The organism is Roseateles sp. GW821-FHT09B06 (assembly GCF_059418245.1).
In genome coordinates this window covers 26182-41094 of the sequence record NZ_JBWKPM010000025.1, presented here as the reverse complement: position 1 = coordinate 41094, position 14913 = coordinate 26182, and the positions used below count along the sequence as shown (strand labels likewise).

Sequence of the window (14913 nt, the reverse complement as noted above, 5' to 3'; positions counted from 1 at the left end):
CATGAAATCTCTCGCCATCTTGACGCTGGGCATGGCGCTCGGTGCCGCCGGGCCGGCCCGGGCCGACACCGTGACCGACTGGAATGTCGCGGGCTTCGACGTGATGAACGCCGCCAACACCGGCGGCGCTCCGGGCGCGCGGGCCCTGGCGATCATGCATGTGGCGATGGCCGATGCGGTCAACACGGTGCAGCCCCGCTACAACCGCTACGCCTACAAGGGCGCGCCACGGCCCGATGCCTCGGCCGAGGTTGCCGCATCAAGCGCGGCGCGCGGCGCCCTGCTGGCGCTGTTCCCGGCGCAGCGCGCCAAGATCGACGCGGCCTATGCTGCCGCCACGGCGGGCGTTCCCGACGGCCCCGCCAAGGACGCCGCGATCAAGCTCGGCGAGGAGGCCGCCGCCGCCGTGCTGGCCGACCGCGCCAACGACGACAGCGCGGCGCCCGATACCTACCGCCCCATCACCACGCCCGGCACCTGGATCCCGACCACGCCTCCGCTGACCGCGCAGTACGCGCGCGCCAAGCCCTGGGGTTTCGACAAGGCCGATCGTTTCCGTCCCGGCCCGCCGCCCGAGCTGGCCAGCGCCCAGTACGCGCTCGACTACAACGAGACCAAGGATCTGGGCGGCACGCGCAGCACACAGCGCACGCCGGCGCAGAGCGATGCGGTGAAATTCTGGTCGCAGCCGAATCTGCTGCTGGCCTGGTATCAGGCCGCGCGCCAGCTCACCGCCGCGCGGCAGATGAACCTGGCCGATTGCTCGCGCAGCTTCGCCTTGATGAGCCTCGGCGTGGCCAATACCTTCATCGTCGACTGGGACGCCAAGTTCCACTACAACTTCTGGCGCCCCGTCACCGCGATCCGCAACGGCGACCAGGACAACAACCCGGCCACCGAACGCGACGCCGGCTGGACGCCACTCAATGCAACGCCCATGCATCCGGAATACCCCTCGCAGGCGGCCATCATTGCCGGCACGGCGGCGACCCTGCTCGGCCAGACCCTGGGCGATCGCAACGCCGGCCCCATCGTCGTGACCGACAGCGCCGACCCAAAGCTCACGCGCAGCGTCGCCAACCTCACGACCCTGGCTGACGAACATCGCTCGGTGCGCATCTGGGGCGGCATCCACTTCCGCAGTTCGCTCGACGCCAGCGAGCGCATGGGCCGCGCGCTGGCCGAGCACGCGCTGCAGGCGCTCTACACGCCGATCCGCTGAGGTGGCGCAATGCCGGCGGCGGCGCGGCTGACACGCTTGCAGCCGCTGCCGCCCGTCTTGCCTCAGTGCAGCCCCGGCCCGGTCTCGACCGGGGTTTCGGTATGCATGACGCATTGCCATCGCTTGCCCTTCTGGACCCAGGTGGACGTGTCATTCATTTCCTGCTCGCTGCGTTCGCCCTTTTCCCTGGACGAGAGGGCCTGCTTGACGCGGTAGGTCAAGATGGCCGTGGCGTCGTTGGGGAATACGACGTCCACGTCGCTCAGCTCAAAGGACGTGATCACCATGGACCCATGCTCCGCCATCTTGCGGTAACCCGCATGGTCGAACTTGAGCGCACCATGCGGGCTGACCATCAGCGCGGGTTCGCTCAGCATCGCCAGGGCGGCCTCGGTGTCCTGATTGACCATCGATTGCCAGAACTTCGTTTCAAGGTCGATGAGTGTCTTGCTGGATGTCGGCATCTGAGACTCCTTTTGTCGGGAGTCTCCCATCCTGCTACGCCGAGAATCCGACGCCATCGGACGATATTTTGTTCGGGGGTAGGGCTACTCCTACGCCGGCCCGCTCGTGCATCGGCGGACCGATACCCAGCCCGTCCGTCGAGAAGGACGGGCTTGGCCGCACAATCGGTCACCCTCATGTCGAGCGTTCACCACCATGCCCCTCACCGGTACCCTCCGCACCTGGCACGACGAGCGCGGCTTCGGCTTCATCGCACCGACGCATGGCGGGCCGGAACTGTTCGTTCACATCAGCGCCTTTCCCAACGATGGATCGCGCCCCACGGTGGGCGAGATGCTGAGCTACGAACCGGGGCGCGGCGACAACGGCAAACCCCAGGCGATCAAGGTCGTCCGCAGCGCCATCGGCAACAGCCGGCCGCCGGCGCAGCAGGCCGCATCGCCCACCGGCTCCCGCACGACACCGCCTGCGCCGGCATCATCATCATCGCGAACAGCCGCGCTCCACCGGCCTCGCCGCGACGCGCCGAACTGGCTGGCCCGACTGCTGACCTTGGCGATCGTCATCGGCCTCGGCGCCTTCGGCTACCAGCAGTACCGCGGCTACGAACGGCGGCATGCGCTCGAGCGCGTGCCGGCCGAGCCATCGGCGCCGGTTGAGGGTAGCCGCAGCAGCCCTCTCCCCGCATTGACGTCGCCGGGCAGCGGCAACTACCGCTGCGACGGCCGCAAGCACTGCTCGCAGATGACTTCCTGCGCGGAAGCGAAATGGTTCATCAACCACTGCCCCGGCACCGAAATGGATGGCGATCACGATGGAATTCCCTGCGAGCAGCAGCACTGCGGTGGCGGCTAGGGTTCGCTGATCCAGTGCTCTGGCTCGTTACTGTCTCGACTTTCGCGAGGCGGCACAGCAGGAATTCGCGCCATCACTCGGGGCCTCGGCGCCGCGGCGCCCGCGCCTCATCAGCCCACCGCGACCCGCGGTTCGAAGCTGCGCCACCAAGCCTGGAACTCCTCGGCCGGCATCGGCCGGGCGATGAAGTAGCCCTGGTCGAGTCGCAGCCCATGCGCAGCAGTTGGTCCCAGCGCGCCTGCGTCTCAAGGTCTTCCGCGACGATGCGGCGGTCGAGATCGCGCACCAGGTCGAGGGTCGAGCGCACGATGACGGCCGAGTCCTTGCTGCTCGTCATGTCGCGGAAGGCCAGGACCGCCCCGCGGATCCGTCCGCCGAGATCGCACTTGGGGGAGGTGCTCATCGCGATGGGACGGGCGCCGCCGCCGCGCCCCAGCAGCACGATGTCGCGCTCGCGGTTCTTGGCCTGGCCGGACTCCAGTACCGCCGCGACTGGATTCATGCGCGTGATATGCCCGCCGACATCGGTCGTCATCACGGCATCGGCAATCGAACGCAGGGTGATGGACTGCCGCTCCTCGCTGTCCTCCAGGCGGCGGCCGGTGCGCTGATGGTCCGCGCTGTGCGCCTCCAGACTCAGGCACTCTTCCTCATCCATCTCGTCCAGCAGGCGGTAGGCATGGGCCCGTGCCTCCTGCAGCGGCGCCTGGTTCACATAGGCGTTGGCCGCTGCCTGCCCCTGAACCTTGCGCAGGCGCTCGATCTCGCGCGAGAGCGCCAGGCGCTGCGCGATCACCTCCCGCAATTGACGCAGGCGCTGCTGCTGCGCGGCATGGTTCGTGGTCTGCTGCCCGATCTCCGCCAGCTGGCGCTCGCGCTTGTCGGTCGCCGCATCGCGCTCCGCCAGGCGCGTGAGGTCCCCGGTGACGCGGAAGCTCTGCGTGTTCAGCTCGATCTGCAGCGTGGCTACCTTGGTCTGCGCGAGGGTATGCATGAGCCGCTGCATCCGGGCCACCTGCTGCGCCGCCTCGGCCGCGTCGCTGGCCAGGTTCCAGATGATGGCGGGCAGCCCCAGGACGACCGGCACGGCCATGCCAAACGCAAAGAGAACCTTGGTCTCGAAGTTGGAGCGCGATTTCACACGCCCCCTTTCTACGGCACCCGGTCGAATGTGCCGATGCTTCAGCCGTCATGGCTCGTCGCGACCATTGTTCGGCAAGCCGGCACCCGCGATATCCGCGTTAGCCCGTGTTTTCCGTGCCTGTTTGACCGCGCACGCGCCTGCCGTGACCGCGCTGCCGAGCCGGCTCCGTCCTCGCTACCCCAGCGCCAGCCTCGGCGGCTGAGCGGCCAGGTTCCGCGCGATCTCCGCGGGCAGGGCCTTGCATGCCGCCAGGCCGGCCACCTCGCCCACCACCAGCACCGCCGGGCTGCCCAGGCCCGGCTCGCGCGCCAGCGCCGCGCACAGCCCATCCAAGGTCGTCAGCGCCTGCCGCTGCCGCTCGGTATGCGCCGCCACGATCACCGCGGCCGGCATGTCGCCGCGCATGCCGCCGGCGCGCAGCGCCGCGACGATCTCCGCGCTGCGCGCCACGCCCATATAGATCACCAGGGTCAGCCCGCTCTTCGCCAGCGCGGCCCAGTCCGGTGCCCGGCCGCCCTCGCCGTTGTGGCCCGTCACCAGCGCCACGCCGGGCGTGCAGCGCCGGTCGGTCACCGGAATGCCGATGCTGGCCGGGCCGGCGATGCCCGAGGTCAGGCCGCTGACGGCCTCGACCTCCAGCCCGGCGGCGCGCAGCGCATCCATTTCCTCGCCGCCGCGACCGAACACGAAGGGATCGCCGCCCTTCAGGCGCACGACGCGCCGGCCCGCCCTGGCCTCGCGGATCATCAGCTCGTGGATGAAGCGCTGCTCGGTGGAGTAGCGCCGCTCGCCGGGCCGCTCCCAAGAGCGGCGCGCCGCCCCCTCTGGGGGCACGGCCAGGTACTCCTGGCCCGGGGGCGCCATCTGGCAGCCTCCCCGCTTGCCAACCTTCAGCACGCGCGTCTCGGGGCGCAGCAGGGCCAGCACGCGGGCGTCGACCAGGTCGTCGCTCAGCACCACATCGGCGGCCTGCAGACGCTTCAGCGCCTTGACGGTCAGCAGCTCCGGATCGCCGGGGCCGGCGCCGACGAGGGAGATGGGATGGATGGTGTTCATGCGGTGACCTCGCAAGGGGTGGAATCGATCAGGCGGCGCAGCGCCGGCAGGCAGGAACCGCATTGGGTGCCGCATTTCAGCGCCCCTTGCAGGGCCTTCAGACGCTCGGCCGGGGCGCCCGCGCATTGCGCCAGCTGGCCGCGGATGCGCGCCTCGGACATGTCGAAGCAGTTGCAGACCTGCGGGCTCTTTGGAGCCAGATCCTGCGCGGCATCTCCGGCATCGGGCGCCAGCAGGCGCCGGCCATGCGGCGCCACCGCCCCGGCCTCGCGCCAGAGCTGGTGCAGCCAGGCCCCCTCCTTACCGCCCTCGCCCACGGTCAGCAGGCCCAGCAGGCGCTGGCCCGCCTCATCCAGGCGCAAGAGGCGCAGTCGGCTGCGGCGCGTGTCGGCATAACGCAAGACGCCTGGCGGCACGCCCGCGCCCTGCAGACCGAGGATGGCGGCCACGCGCTGCACCAGCTCGGGTGCGATCGGCGTGGCGTTGGCCGCCTCGAAGGCCCAGCCCTGCAGGCCTTCGGGGCCCTGCACCGGCAGGCAATGCGCATAGTCCAGCTCGCCCATCACGCCGCGCAACGCATGGCCGGCCTCGCCCCAGGCGGCGGCCGAGAGCCGCCAGGGCAGTTCCAGGCGCTGCACCGCGACGGCCGCGAACTTCAGCTCGGGCTGCTTGGAGTCGGGACAGAAGCCGCCCTGGGTGACGGCGTTGACGCCATGCAGCGGACGGCCCTCGGCGTCGCGGCCGGAGACGAACTCCTCGCCCCAATGCATGGCCACATAGGCCTGGGCCGGCGCGATCGCCTCGTCGCCCATCAGGATCAGGGTCAGCTCACCGCGGCGCGAGGCGACGCGCACGAAGTCGCCGTCCTGCAGGCCGCGGCGCGGCATGTCGTTCGGGTTCATGCGCAGCAGCGGCCGGCCCTCATGCGCGAACAGCCGGCCCAGCAGGCCGGTGCGGCTCATGCCATGCCATTGGTCGCGCAGGCGGCCGGTGGTCAGCGCGAGGGGGAACTTCGCATTCGTTTCGTCGCGCGCCGGCGCATAGGGCCTGGCGATGAAGCGCGCGCGGCCGGCCGGCGTGGCGGGAAAGCGGCCGTCCTCGTAGAGGCGCGCGCGGCCCTGGCTGGCGCCCTCGGGATAGGGCCATTGCTGCGGGCCGCGCTGTTCCAGCAGGGCGTAGCTGAGGCCGGTGATGTCCAGGTCGCGGCCGCGCGTGGCCTCACGGTGCTCCAGCCACAGCTGCTCGGGTCCCTCGGCGCCGAACAGGCTGGGCAGGCCGGGGCGCAGCAGACGCTCCAGCTCGCGCGCCACGTCGCGCGCGATGCGCCAGTCGGCGCGCGCGCCGCCGGGCGCCGGCACGGCGGCGCGCACGCGCGTGATGCGGCGCTCGCTGTTGGTGACCGTGCCCTCCTTCTCGCCCCAGCTGGCGGCCGGCAGCAGCACGTCGGCATAGGCGGCGGTGGCGGTGTCGCCGAAGGCCTCCTGCAGGATCACCAGCTCGCAGCGTTGCAGCGCGCGCCGCACCAGGTCCTGGTCGGGCAGCGATTGCGCGGGGTTGGTGCAGGCGATCCACAGGGCCTTGATCTCGCCGCGGGCCGCCGCCTCGAACAGCTCCACCGCGGTCTTGCCGGGCGTCTCGGGCAGCGCCTCCACGCCCCACAGGCGCGCGATCTCGGCGCGGTGCGCCGCATTGGCCGGGTCGCGGTGGCCGGGCAGCAGGCTGGCCATGCCGCCGGTCTCGCGGCCGCCCATCGCATTCGGTTGGCCGGTCAGCGAGAAGGGGCCGGCGCCGGGCCGGCCGATCTGGCCGGTGGCCAGGTGCAGATTGATCAGGGCGGTGTTCTTGGCCGTGCCGCTGCTGCTCTGGTTCAGACCCATGCAGTACAGCGACAGGGTGGACGGCGACTTCGCAATCCAGCGCGCCGCCTGCAGCAGGTCGGCCTCCTCGATGCCGCAGATCCTTGCCGCCGCCGCCGGCGTCATCTCGCGCACCAGGGCCTTCAGCGCGGCGAAGCCCTCGGTGTGCGCTGCGATGAAGGCGGCGTCGATCCAGCCCTCCCAGATGCAGGCGTGCAGCAGGCCCTGGAACAGGGCCACGTCGGTGCCGGGCTGGATCTGCAGATGCAGGTCGGCGAACTCCGCCGTCTCGGTGCGGCGCGGATCGACGACGATGATCTTCAGCTCCGGCCGCTTGGCCCGCGCATCCTCGATGCGCCGGAACAGGATCGGATGCGCCCAGGCCGGATTCGCGCCGGCGATGAAGAGGCAATCCGTCAGCTCGATGTCCTGGTAGCAGGCCGGCGGCGCATCGGCGCCCAGGCTCTGCTTGTAGCCGACCACGGCCGAGCTCATGCACAGGCGCGAGTTGGAGTCGATGTTGTTGGTGCCGACCAGGGCGCGCGCCAGCTTGTTGAAGGCGTGATAGTCCTCGGTCAGCAGCTGGCCCGAGATGTAGAAGGCGATCGCGTCCGGCCCATGCTTGACGCGCACCGCGGCCAGTTGTGCGGCGATGCGGGCATTGGCCTCGTCCCAGCCCAGCGGCTGCGCGGGCTCGCCGCGCGCCGCGCGCCAGGCCGGCTGCAGCAGGCGGCGCTGCAAGGTGATCGGCGCGGCCGTCAGGTGCAGGGTCGAGCCCTTGGTGCAGAGCCGGCCGAAGTTGGCCGGATGCCCGGGGTCGCCGCGCACGCCGGTGATCTGCGCGCCATCCTCGCTCTCGATGATCACGCCGCAGCCGACGCCGCAGTAGGGGCAGGTGGAGCGTGTCTCGTGCATGGCCTTGATCAGCAGCTGCCGATGCGGGTGCAGGGGCCGGCCTGGACCGGCTCCAGCTCGATGGCCACGCTGTCCAGCTCGGCCCGATTGAGCAAGACCTGTCCCTCTTCAATCCTGACCGCGAAGCTGGGCGTGCGGCCCTCGTCGGGCTCGCGGGCGCAGCCGCTGTCCAGGGCTATGGTCCAGTTGTGCAGCGGGCAGGCCACGGCACGCCCGAACACGATGCCCTGGCTCAAGGGACCGGCCTTGTGCGGGCAGCGGTCCAGCAGGGCGTAGACCTGATCGTCCGCGGTGCGGAACAGCGCGACCTGCGGGCCTTTCGCGCGCTGCACACGGCGCGAACCCAGCACGGGAATATCGCTCACGGCGCAGATGGTCTTCCAGTCACTCATCGCCATCTCCTCGGATCAAAGGGCTTCAAACTGGCGCAGATCGACCTTGGCCTTGTCGAACTCGAACCAGGGATCGGGCTCGCCGTCCAGCGCGTACTGCAGCTCGGCCCACAGGGCGCGGCGGCCCTCGTGGTCGTCGAGGATGCGGGCCTTCACATGGTCCAGGCCCACGCGCGCGATGTAGTGCACGGTGCGCTCCAGGTACCAGCCCTCCTTGCGGTAGAGCTGCATGAAGGCACCGGTGTACTCCAGCACCTCGGCCGGGGTCTTCAGCTTGGTGAAGAAATGCGCCACCTCGGTCTTGATGCCGCCGTTGCCGGCGACGTACATCTCCCAGCCCGAGTCGACGCCGATGATGCCCACGTCCTTGATCCCCGCCTCGGCGCAGTTGCGCGGGCAGCCGCTGACCGCGAACTTGACCTTGTGCGGCGCATACATGCGCCACATCGCGCGCTCCAGGTCCTTGCCCATCTGCGTGCTGTCCTGGGTGCCCATGCGGCACCATTCTGAACCGACGCAGGTCTTCACGGTGCGCAGTGCCTTGGCATAGGCATGGCCCGAGGGCATGCCGATGTCCTTCCAGACATCGACCAGGTCCTCCTTCTTCACGCCCAGCAGGTCGATGCGCTGGCCGCCGGTGACCTTGACCGTCGGGATCTTGTATTTGTCGACCGCGTCCGCGATGCGCCGCAGCTCGTCGGCCGTGGTCTCCCCGCCCCACATGCGCGGGATCACCGAGTAAGTGCCGTCCTTCTGGATATTGGCGTGGCTGCGCTCGTTGATGAAGCGCGCCTGCGGATCGTCCTGCGCCTCCTTGGGCCAGCTGGAGATCAGGTAGTAGTTCAGCGCCGGGCGGCAGCTGGCGCAGCCGTTCGGCGTCTTCCAGCCCAGCGTGCGGTAGAGCTGCTCCAGGCTGGTGATGTGCTCCTTGAAGATCGCGTCGCGCACATCCTGATGGCTCAGCTCGGTGCAGCCGCAGATCGCCTTCTTCTTCGGTGCGGCCGAGTAGTCGCCGCCGGCGGTGAACATCAAGAGCTGCTCCACCAGGCCGGTGCAGGAGCCGCAGCTGGCGCTGGCCTTCGTGTGCTTGCGCACCTCCTCCAGCGTGAACAGGCCCTTGTCCTTGATGGCCTTGCAGATGCTGCCCTTGCTGACGCCGTTGCAGCCGCAGACCTCATCCGTTTCGGCCATCGCGGCGGCCTTGTTGTGGCCCTGGTGGCCGACATCGCCGATATTCGATTCGCCGAACATCAGCTTGTCGCGGATGTCGGCGATCTTGCGGCCCTCGCGCAGCAGCTTGAAGTACCAGCTGCCGTCCACCGTGTCGCCGTAGAGGCAGGCGCCGACCAGTTGGTCGTCCTTGATCACCAGCTTCTTGTAGACGCCGCCCCCGCTGGCGAAGGGATCGCTCATCACGATCTCCTCGGTGCCCTCGCCGCCCATGAAGTCGCCGGCGCTGAACAGGTCGATGCCGGTGACCTTCAGCTTGGTGCTGGTCTGGCTGCCCTGATAGCGGCCGATGCCGAACTGGGCCAGGTGGGTGGCGCAGACCTTGCCCTGCTCGAACAGCGGCGCCACCAGGCCGTAGGCGATGCCGCGGTGCGCCGCGCATTCGCCCACCGCGTAGATGCGCGGGTCGGTGACGGTCTGCAGCGTGTCGCTGACCACGATGCCGCGCTGGCAGTGGATGCCGGCGCTTTCGGCCAGCGTGGTGTTGGGGCGGATGCCGGCGGCCATCACGACCAGGTCGGCCGGGATCTCGCTGCCGTCCTTGAACCGCACGGCCATCACCCTTCCGTCCTTGTCCGGAATCAGCGCCTGGGTGTGCGCCCCCAGCATGAACCTCAGGCCGCGTCCCTGTAGCGACTTGCGCAGCAGCTCGCCGGCCTGGTCGTCCAGCTGGCGCTCCATCAGCCAGTCGCCGAGATGCACCACGGTCACCTGCATGCCGCGCAGCATCAGGCCGTTGGCCGCTTCCAGGCCCAAGAGGCCGCCGCCGATCACGACCGCGTGGCGGTACTTCGTCGCCGCCTCGATCATCGTGTTGGTGTCGGCGATGTCGCGGTAGGCGATCACGCCTTCAAGGTCCTTGCCGGGCACCGGCAGGATGAAGGGGCTGGAGCCGGTGGCGACCAGCAGGCGGTCGTAGTCGGCCTCGACGATCTGCCCGTTCGAGTCCTCGGCCACCACCTTGCGGCGGACGCGGTCGATCTGCGTGACCTTGGTCCCCAGGTGCAGGGTGATGTTGTTGTCGACATACCAGTCGAGCGGATTCAGGATGATCTCGTCGATCGTCTGCTCGCCGGCCAGCACCGGGCTCAGCAGGATGCGGTTGTAGTTGGGGTGCGGCTCGGCCCCGAACACCGTGATGTCGTAGAGATCGGGGGCGATCTTCAGCAGCTCTTCCAGCGTGCGCACGCCGGCCATGCCGTTGCCCACCATCACCAGTTTCATCTTTTTCATGCATCACGCTCCGTGCGGGAAGAGAAAGCAAAGAAGGCAGAATCGCCGCCATCATGAGTTTCGACATTGCCATCGGCCTGGCCAGCGCACGCGGCCCGCGCGAACGCAACGAGGATTTCGCCGCGGTGCAGCGCCCCGCCGCTGCGGACCAGTCCAAGGGCTGGATCGCCGCGCTGGCCGATGGCGTGTCGGCGGGCGGCGATGGCCGCATGGCGGCGCAGACCACGGTGATGAGCGTGGTGCAGGACTACTACGCCGCGCCCGCGGGCTGGGACACCACGGTGGCCCTGGACCGCCTGATCGCCGCGCAGAACGCCTGGCTGTTCCACCACAACCGGCGCCGCGAGCAGCCCTCGGCGCTGACCACGCTGAGCGCCATCGTGCTGCGCGGCCACAGCTACACCGTGGCCCATGTCGGGGACAGCCGCATCCATCTGCTGCGCGACGGCGACTGCCTGGCGCTGACCCAGGACCATGCGCTGGACCAACGGGACTTCGTGCGCCTGACCCGCGCCATCGGCCTGGACGACGTGGTGCGCGTCGACTATGCCCAGGGCGAGCTGCGCGTCGGCGACCGCCTGCTGCTGACCAGCGACGGCGTGCATGGAGTGCTGGCGCCGAAGCGTCTCGCGGCCCTGGCGGGCGGCGACGACCCGCAGGCCGCGGCCGCGGCCCTGGTGCAGGCCGCGCTGGACGCCGGCGGCCCCGACAACGCCACGGCCCTGCTGCTGCAGGTGCGCGGGCTGGCTCCGGGCCAGTACGATGACGTGCTGGGGGCGTCCCTGCGCCTGCCCGTGCCGCCCAAGCTGCGGGTGGGCGAGTTGCTGGACGGTCTCGCCATCACCGCGCTGGTGGCCGACAGCGGCGTGCATCGGCTCTACCAGGCCCGCCATGCCGACGGCCATCTGATGGCGATCAAGACCTTGCACGAGGCCCGCGCCGGCGACCCGCAGGAACGCGCGATGCTGGCCCACGAGGGCTGGCTGGGCCAGCGCCTGGCCGAGGCCGGCGGCCTGGTGCGCGCGCATGAACCCGTCGGCGCCAGCGCCTTCTACCTGCTGTTCGACTGGCATGGCGGCCGCACGCTGGAGCAGTTGCTCGACCAGCGCCCCGCCCTGCCCGAGTTCCTGGCGGCCGCCGCGGCCCTGGCCCAAGCCCTGGGCCGCCTGCACCGCGCCGGCGTCGTGCATCGCGACATCAAGCCCGCCAATGTGCACCTCGGCGACGACGGCCAGTGGCGCCTGCTGGACCTGGGCGTGGCCCTCTCGGGCCGCGAGCCCGAGGCACTGCGCGAGCTGCACGCCGGCACGCCCAGCTACATCAACCCCGAGCAATGGGCCGAGCCGCCCCATCAGCAGCTCGCGGCCGATGCCGGCAGCGACCTCTATGCACTGGGCGTCACCCTCTACCAATGGCTCACCGGCCACCTGCCCTACGGCGAGATCGAGCCCTACCAGCGCGCGCGTTTCCGCCGCGACCCGGCCGCGCCCTCGCGCACCCGGCCCGAGGTGCCGATCTGGCTGGACCATCTGCTGCTGAAGGCCGTCAATCGCGAGGCCGGCCTGCGCTTCGAGACCGCCGAGGAGCTGCTGCTGGCCCTGGAGCGCGGCGCCTCGCGGCCGCTGCCCGCCCCCGGCAGCACGCCGCTGGCGCGGCGCAACCCGCTGGTGCTGTGGCAGCTGGGCCTGGCGCTGTCCGGCCTGCTCAACCTGCTGCTGATCTACTGGCTGCTCTTTCTGCCCAAATAGGCGGCGGCCGCAGGCCGCTTTGTCATTCATGCTGGAGCCCCCTCCCGGAGGGGGTCCGGGGGAGCCCCATGTCCGGCCCGACGGGCCGAGCGCGCCCGCCGCGCTCGGCCCAGGTCCGGGTCCAGCGGATCTGCATCACGCGCATCACGCCCAGCATCAGCACGGCGAACACGGCGAAGGCGACGAAGCCCCACAGATAGGTGCCGGCATGCTGCTTGGACAGGCCCATCAGATTGGGCACCAGGCCGCCGCCCAAGGCACCGATCTCGCCGATCATCGAACCGGCCACCGCGGTGGCCGCGGGCCAGCGCAGCGGCACCAGCTGGAACAGCGCGCCATTGCCGGCGCCCAGGGCCGCGAAGCAGACGATCAGCAGCAGCGTGGTCAGCACCAGCGAACTCCCGGCCAGCCCGACCAGTACCAGGCCCAGGGCCACCACCACCAGCACCACGGTCAGCGTGTTGACGCCGCCCCAGCGGTCCGACAGCCAGCCACCGATCACCCGCACGGCCGCCCCCATGAAGGCAGCGAGCATCGTCAGCTGGCCGGCCTGCACCTTGGAGACGCCGAACTGGTCGTAGTAGTAGGTGGGCAGGAAGGTGGTCAGGCCGATGAAACCGCCGAAGGTCACGCCGTAGATCAGGCTGAAGGCCCAGCCGTCCTTCTCGAACAGGCAGGCCACATGCTCGCGCAACGAGGCATGGGCGTCGACATCGGGCGGTTCCTTCGCGAACACGATCATCACCACCATCGGCAGCAGGATGGCGCCGGCCGCCAGCGCATAGACCGTCTGCCAGCCATAGGCCTGCGCCAGCGGCGGCGCCACCAGCACCGACACCGCCGTGCCGACATTGCCCGCCCCCACCAGACCCATGGCCAGGCCCTTGTACTGCGGCGGATACCAGCCCGACCCGAGGCTCAGCGCCACGCCGAAGCTGGCGCCGGCGATGCCCAGCAGCACGCCCATGGCCAGCAGGTCGTCGAAGCTCTTGACCATGAAGAAGCCGTAGAGCATGGCCACCGCGATCAGGCCCATCTCGACCAGGGTGGCGTTCTTGCGGCCGATGTACTGCGACAGCAGGCCCAGCGGAAAGCGCATCAGCGCGCCGGCCATGATGGGAATCGACAGCATCAGGCCCTTCTGCGCCGGCGTCAGCCCATAGGCCTCGCTGATGAAGGGCGCCAGCGCGCCGTTCAGCACCCAGATGCAGCAGGAGAAGGAGAAGTACAGGAAGGCGGCGAACAGCGTGGGGCTGTGACCCGACTGCAAGAATCTCTGCGAGAAGACTGCCATGGCGGTGCGCTACAAACGACAAAAGGCCGCGTCAAGCACCGGGCTTGGCGAGGCCAGAACAACGGGATGGATCACCGCAGCGCGGTGAAGATGAGGTGGCGGGAGCGCGGGCTCCTGCCGATCGCGGCGCGTCGTTGCGCCACACCCTGCTTCTCGCAAGCAACGTGCCAGCCGGGCGCGGGCCGCACGGCCCGGCTCCTGCTTTATGCTGCGCCGCACCGCCAGGAAAACAAGTCCCGCCTCTGTACGCGCTATGCCCGAGCCCACCGATCTACCCCGGCGCGTCCTGCTGCTCGGCCCTTCCGAAACCCCGCTGCCGGCCTGGGATTGCACCGTTCTGGTCCGCGCCGGGCGCCACAGCTTGGTGCAGGATGCACGGGAAGCGGCCGCCGACGCGCTGCTGCTGTGGCTGCCCGACGGGGCGGCGCTGGATGCCTGGCTGGACGCCTTGGATGGCCTGAAGCCCGAACTGCCGGGCGTCTGCATCGCGCCGGGCGCCAGCGCCGCGCAGCAGCAGCGCGGGCTGGCGCTGGGCCTGCAGGTCTGGCTGGAGTCGGCCCCTGCGGCCCCGGAGCTGCAGGCCCAATTGCGCTGGGCCATATGGCAGGCGGACCGGCAGGCCCGGCGCCTCGCCGCGCTGCAGGCCCAGCTGGACGAGCGCAAATGGACCGAGCGGGCCAAGGGCCTGCTGATGAACGCCCGCGAGATCGACGAGGACAGCGCCTTTCGCCTGCTGCGCGAAACCGCCATGCATGCGCAGCTGCGCCTGGGCGAGGTGGCACGTTCGGTGGTGCAGGCCGCGCAGTTGGCCGAGGCCGTCAACCTGGCCGGCCAGCAGCGCATGCTGAGCCAGCGCCTGGTGAAGCTGATGGCCCAGCGCGCCGCCGGCCTGGAGGCCAGGCGCGCCAAGACGCTGCAGGACGAATCGGCCGCGCGCGTGGATGCCAATCTGGCGCGCCTGCCGGCCCTGCTGCCGGCGGCGCTGGACATCGCGGGCTTGAACCAGGCCTGGGCCGCCTTGCGGCCGCTGTTGACGGGCAAGCCCTCGGCCGCGGTGCTGGGCCAGGCCGATGCGGCGGCCGAAGCGCTGCTGGTGCTGTCCGAGCAGTTCACCAATGCCATCGAGGCGGCCGGCGCTGGCAGGCCGCTGCGTCTGGTAAATCTGTGCGGACGCCAGCGCATGCTGAGCCAGCGCCTGGCCAAGGAGGCCCTGCTGGCTGATCTGCTGCCTGGCCGCGACCCGGCCCTGCTCAGCCAGTTGCTTAGCGGCTTCGAGAGCGGCCTGGCCGAGCTGGAGGCCGCGCCGCTGGCCAGCCCCGCGATCCGCGCGCTGCTGGACGAGGTGCGCGAGGAATGGCTGCGCCTGCTGCGCAGCCTGCGCGATGTACAGGGGCCGGAGGCCGCGGCCGGGCTGGCGCGCAGCAGCGAGGTCTTGCTGAGCCGGCTGGACATGCTGACCGCCCAGTATCAACAGAGCCTGCAGCTGATACTTGGCTGAGCCGC

The 14913-nt window shown here is 70.2% G+C and carries 11 protein-coding genes; 4 read left to right on the top strand and 7 right to left on the bottom strand.

Features of this window, described 5'->3' with window-relative positions; all coding sequences use genetic code 11:
- Window position 1 precedes the first annotated feature (1 nt).
- Window positions 2-1222, top strand: a complete 1221-nt coding sequence (locus tag AC07OQ_RS18935; RefSeq protein ID WP_495054695.1) for a vanadium-dependent haloperoxidase — start codon at window positions 2-4, stop codon at window positions 1220-1222.
- 62 nt (window positions 1223-1284) lie between these two features.
- On the opposite strand, the gene AC07OQ_RS18930 is transcribed toward AC07OQ_RS18935, so the two are convergent.
- The gene (locus AC07OQ_RS18930; RefSeq protein WP_495054694.1) at window positions 1285-1686 is read right to left on the bottom strand and encodes a nuclear transport factor 2 family protein; all 402 of its coding nucleotides are present in this window, start codon (window positions 1684-1686) and stop codon (window positions 1285-1287) included.
- 196 nt (window positions 1687-1882) lie between these two features.
- On the opposite strand from AC07OQ_RS18930, the gene AC07OQ_RS18925 reads away from it, so the two are divergent.
- The gene (locus AC07OQ_RS18925) at window positions 1883-2542 is read left to right on the top strand and encodes an excalibur calcium-binding domain-containing protein (RefSeq protein ID WP_495054693.1); all 660 of its coding nucleotides are present in this window, start codon (window positions 1883-1885) and stop codon (window positions 2540-2542) included.
- Window positions 2543-2615: 73 nt separating this feature from the next.
- Here the strand turns inward: AC07OQ_RS18925 and AC07OQ_RS18920 are convergent, their stop codons facing one another.
- From AC07OQ_RS18920 to nirB, 5 genes are all read right to left on the bottom strand, one after another.
- Entirely contained in the window at window positions 2616-3683 is a 1068-nt protein-coding gene (locus tag AC07OQ_RS18920) for a CHASE3 domain-containing protein (RefSeq protein WP_495054692.1), read from the bottom strand.
- Between the two features lie 177 nt (window positions 3684-3860).
- The gene (cobA, locus tag AC07OQ_RS18915; protein WP_495054691.1) at window positions 3861-4742 is read right to left on the bottom strand and encodes a uroporphyrinogen-III C-methyltransferase; all 882 of its coding nucleotides are present in this window, start codon (window positions 4740-4742) and stop codon (window positions 3861-3863) included.
- Window positions 4739-7513: a nitrate reductase gene (locus AC07OQ_RS18910; RefSeq protein WP_495054690.1), complete on the bottom strand. Its 2775-nt coding sequence runs from the start codon at window positions 7511-7513 to the stop codon at window positions 4739-4741. The genes cobA and AC07OQ_RS18910 overlap by 4 nt, the downstream gene beginning before the upstream one ends.
- A gap of 8 nt (window positions 7514-7521) precedes the next feature.
- Entirely contained in the window at window positions 7522-7905 is a 384-nt protein-coding gene (nirD, locus tag AC07OQ_RS18905) for a nitrite reductase small subunit NirD (protein WP_495054689.1), read from the bottom strand.
- Between the two features lie 15 nt (window positions 7906-7920).
- A complete protein-coding gene (nirB, locus tag AC07OQ_RS18900) occupies window positions 7921-10368 on the bottom strand; it encodes a nitrite reductase large subunit NirB (protein WP_495054688.1) in 2448 nt (815 codons plus the stop codon).
- Window positions 10369-10421: 53 nt separating this feature from the next.
- On the opposite strand from nirB, the gene AC07OQ_RS18895 reads away from it, so the two are divergent.
- Window positions 10422-12116 (top strand): bifunctional protein-serine/threonine kinase/phosphatase, encoded by a 1695-nt coding sequence (locus AC07OQ_RS18895; RefSeq protein ID WP_495054687.1) that lies wholly within the window; start codon window positions 10422-10424, stop codon window positions 12114-12116.
- 22 nt (window positions 12117-12138) lie between these two features.
- On the opposite strand, the gene AC07OQ_RS18890 is transcribed toward AC07OQ_RS18895, so the two are convergent.
- On the bottom strand, window positions 12139-13410 hold the full coding sequence (locus AC07OQ_RS18890; RefSeq protein ID WP_495054686.1) for an MFS transporter: 1272 nt from the start codon (window positions 13408-13410) through the stop codon (window positions 12139-12141).
- Window positions 13411-13663: 253 nt separating this feature from the next.
- On the opposite strand from AC07OQ_RS18890, the gene AC07OQ_RS18885 reads away from it, so the two are divergent.
- Complete coding sequence (locus AC07OQ_RS18885) at window positions 13664-14908, top strand: type IV pili methyl-accepting chemotaxis transducer N-terminal domain-containing protein (protein ID WP_495054685.1); 1245 nt, start codon at window positions 13664-13666, stop codon at window positions 14906-14908.
- The last annotated feature ends 5 nt before the right edge of the window (window positions 14909-14913 follow it).

Bases quoted from the DNA above. Each gene is read 5' to 3' on its own strand.
- AC07OQ_RS18895 (WP_495054687.1), top strand. From the start codon at position 10,422: ATGAGTTTCGACATTGCCATCGGCCTGGCCAGCGCACGCGGCCCGCGC.
- AC07OQ_RS18885 (WP_495054685.1), top strand. From the start codon at position 13,664: ATGCCCGAGCCCACCGATCTACCCCGGCGCGTCCTGCTGCTCGGCCCT.
- nirB (WP_495054688.1), bottom strand. From the start codon at position 10,368: ATGAAAAAGATGAAACTGGTGATGGTGGGCAACGGCATGGCCGGCGTG.
- AC07OQ_RS18935 (WP_495054695.1), top strand. From the start codon at position 2: ATGAAATCTCTCGCCATCTTGACGCTGGGCATGGCGCTCGGTGCCGCC.
- cobA (WP_495054691.1), bottom strand. From the start codon at position 4,742: ATGAACACCATCCATCCCATCTCCCTCGTCGGCGCCGGCCCCGGCGAT.
- AC07OQ_RS18925 (WP_495054693.1), top strand. From the start codon at position 1,883: ATGCCCCTCACCGGTACCCTCCGCACCTGGCACGACGAGCGCGGCTTC.
- AC07OQ_RS18910 (WP_495054690.1), bottom strand. From the start codon at position 7,513: ATGCACGAGACACGCTCCACCTGCCCCTACTGCGGCGTCGGCTGCGGC.
- AC07OQ_RS18890 (WP_495054686.1), bottom strand. From the start codon at position 13,410: ATGGCAGTCTTCTCGCAGAGATTCTTGCAGTCGGGTCACAGCCCCACG.
- AC07OQ_RS18930 (WP_495054694.1), bottom strand. From the start codon at position 1,686: ATGCCGACATCCAGCAAGACACTCATCGACCTTGAAACGAAGTTCTGG.
- nirD (WP_495054689.1), bottom strand. From the start codon at position 7,905: ATGAGTGACTGGAAGACCATCTGCGCCGTGAGCGATATTCCCGTGCTG.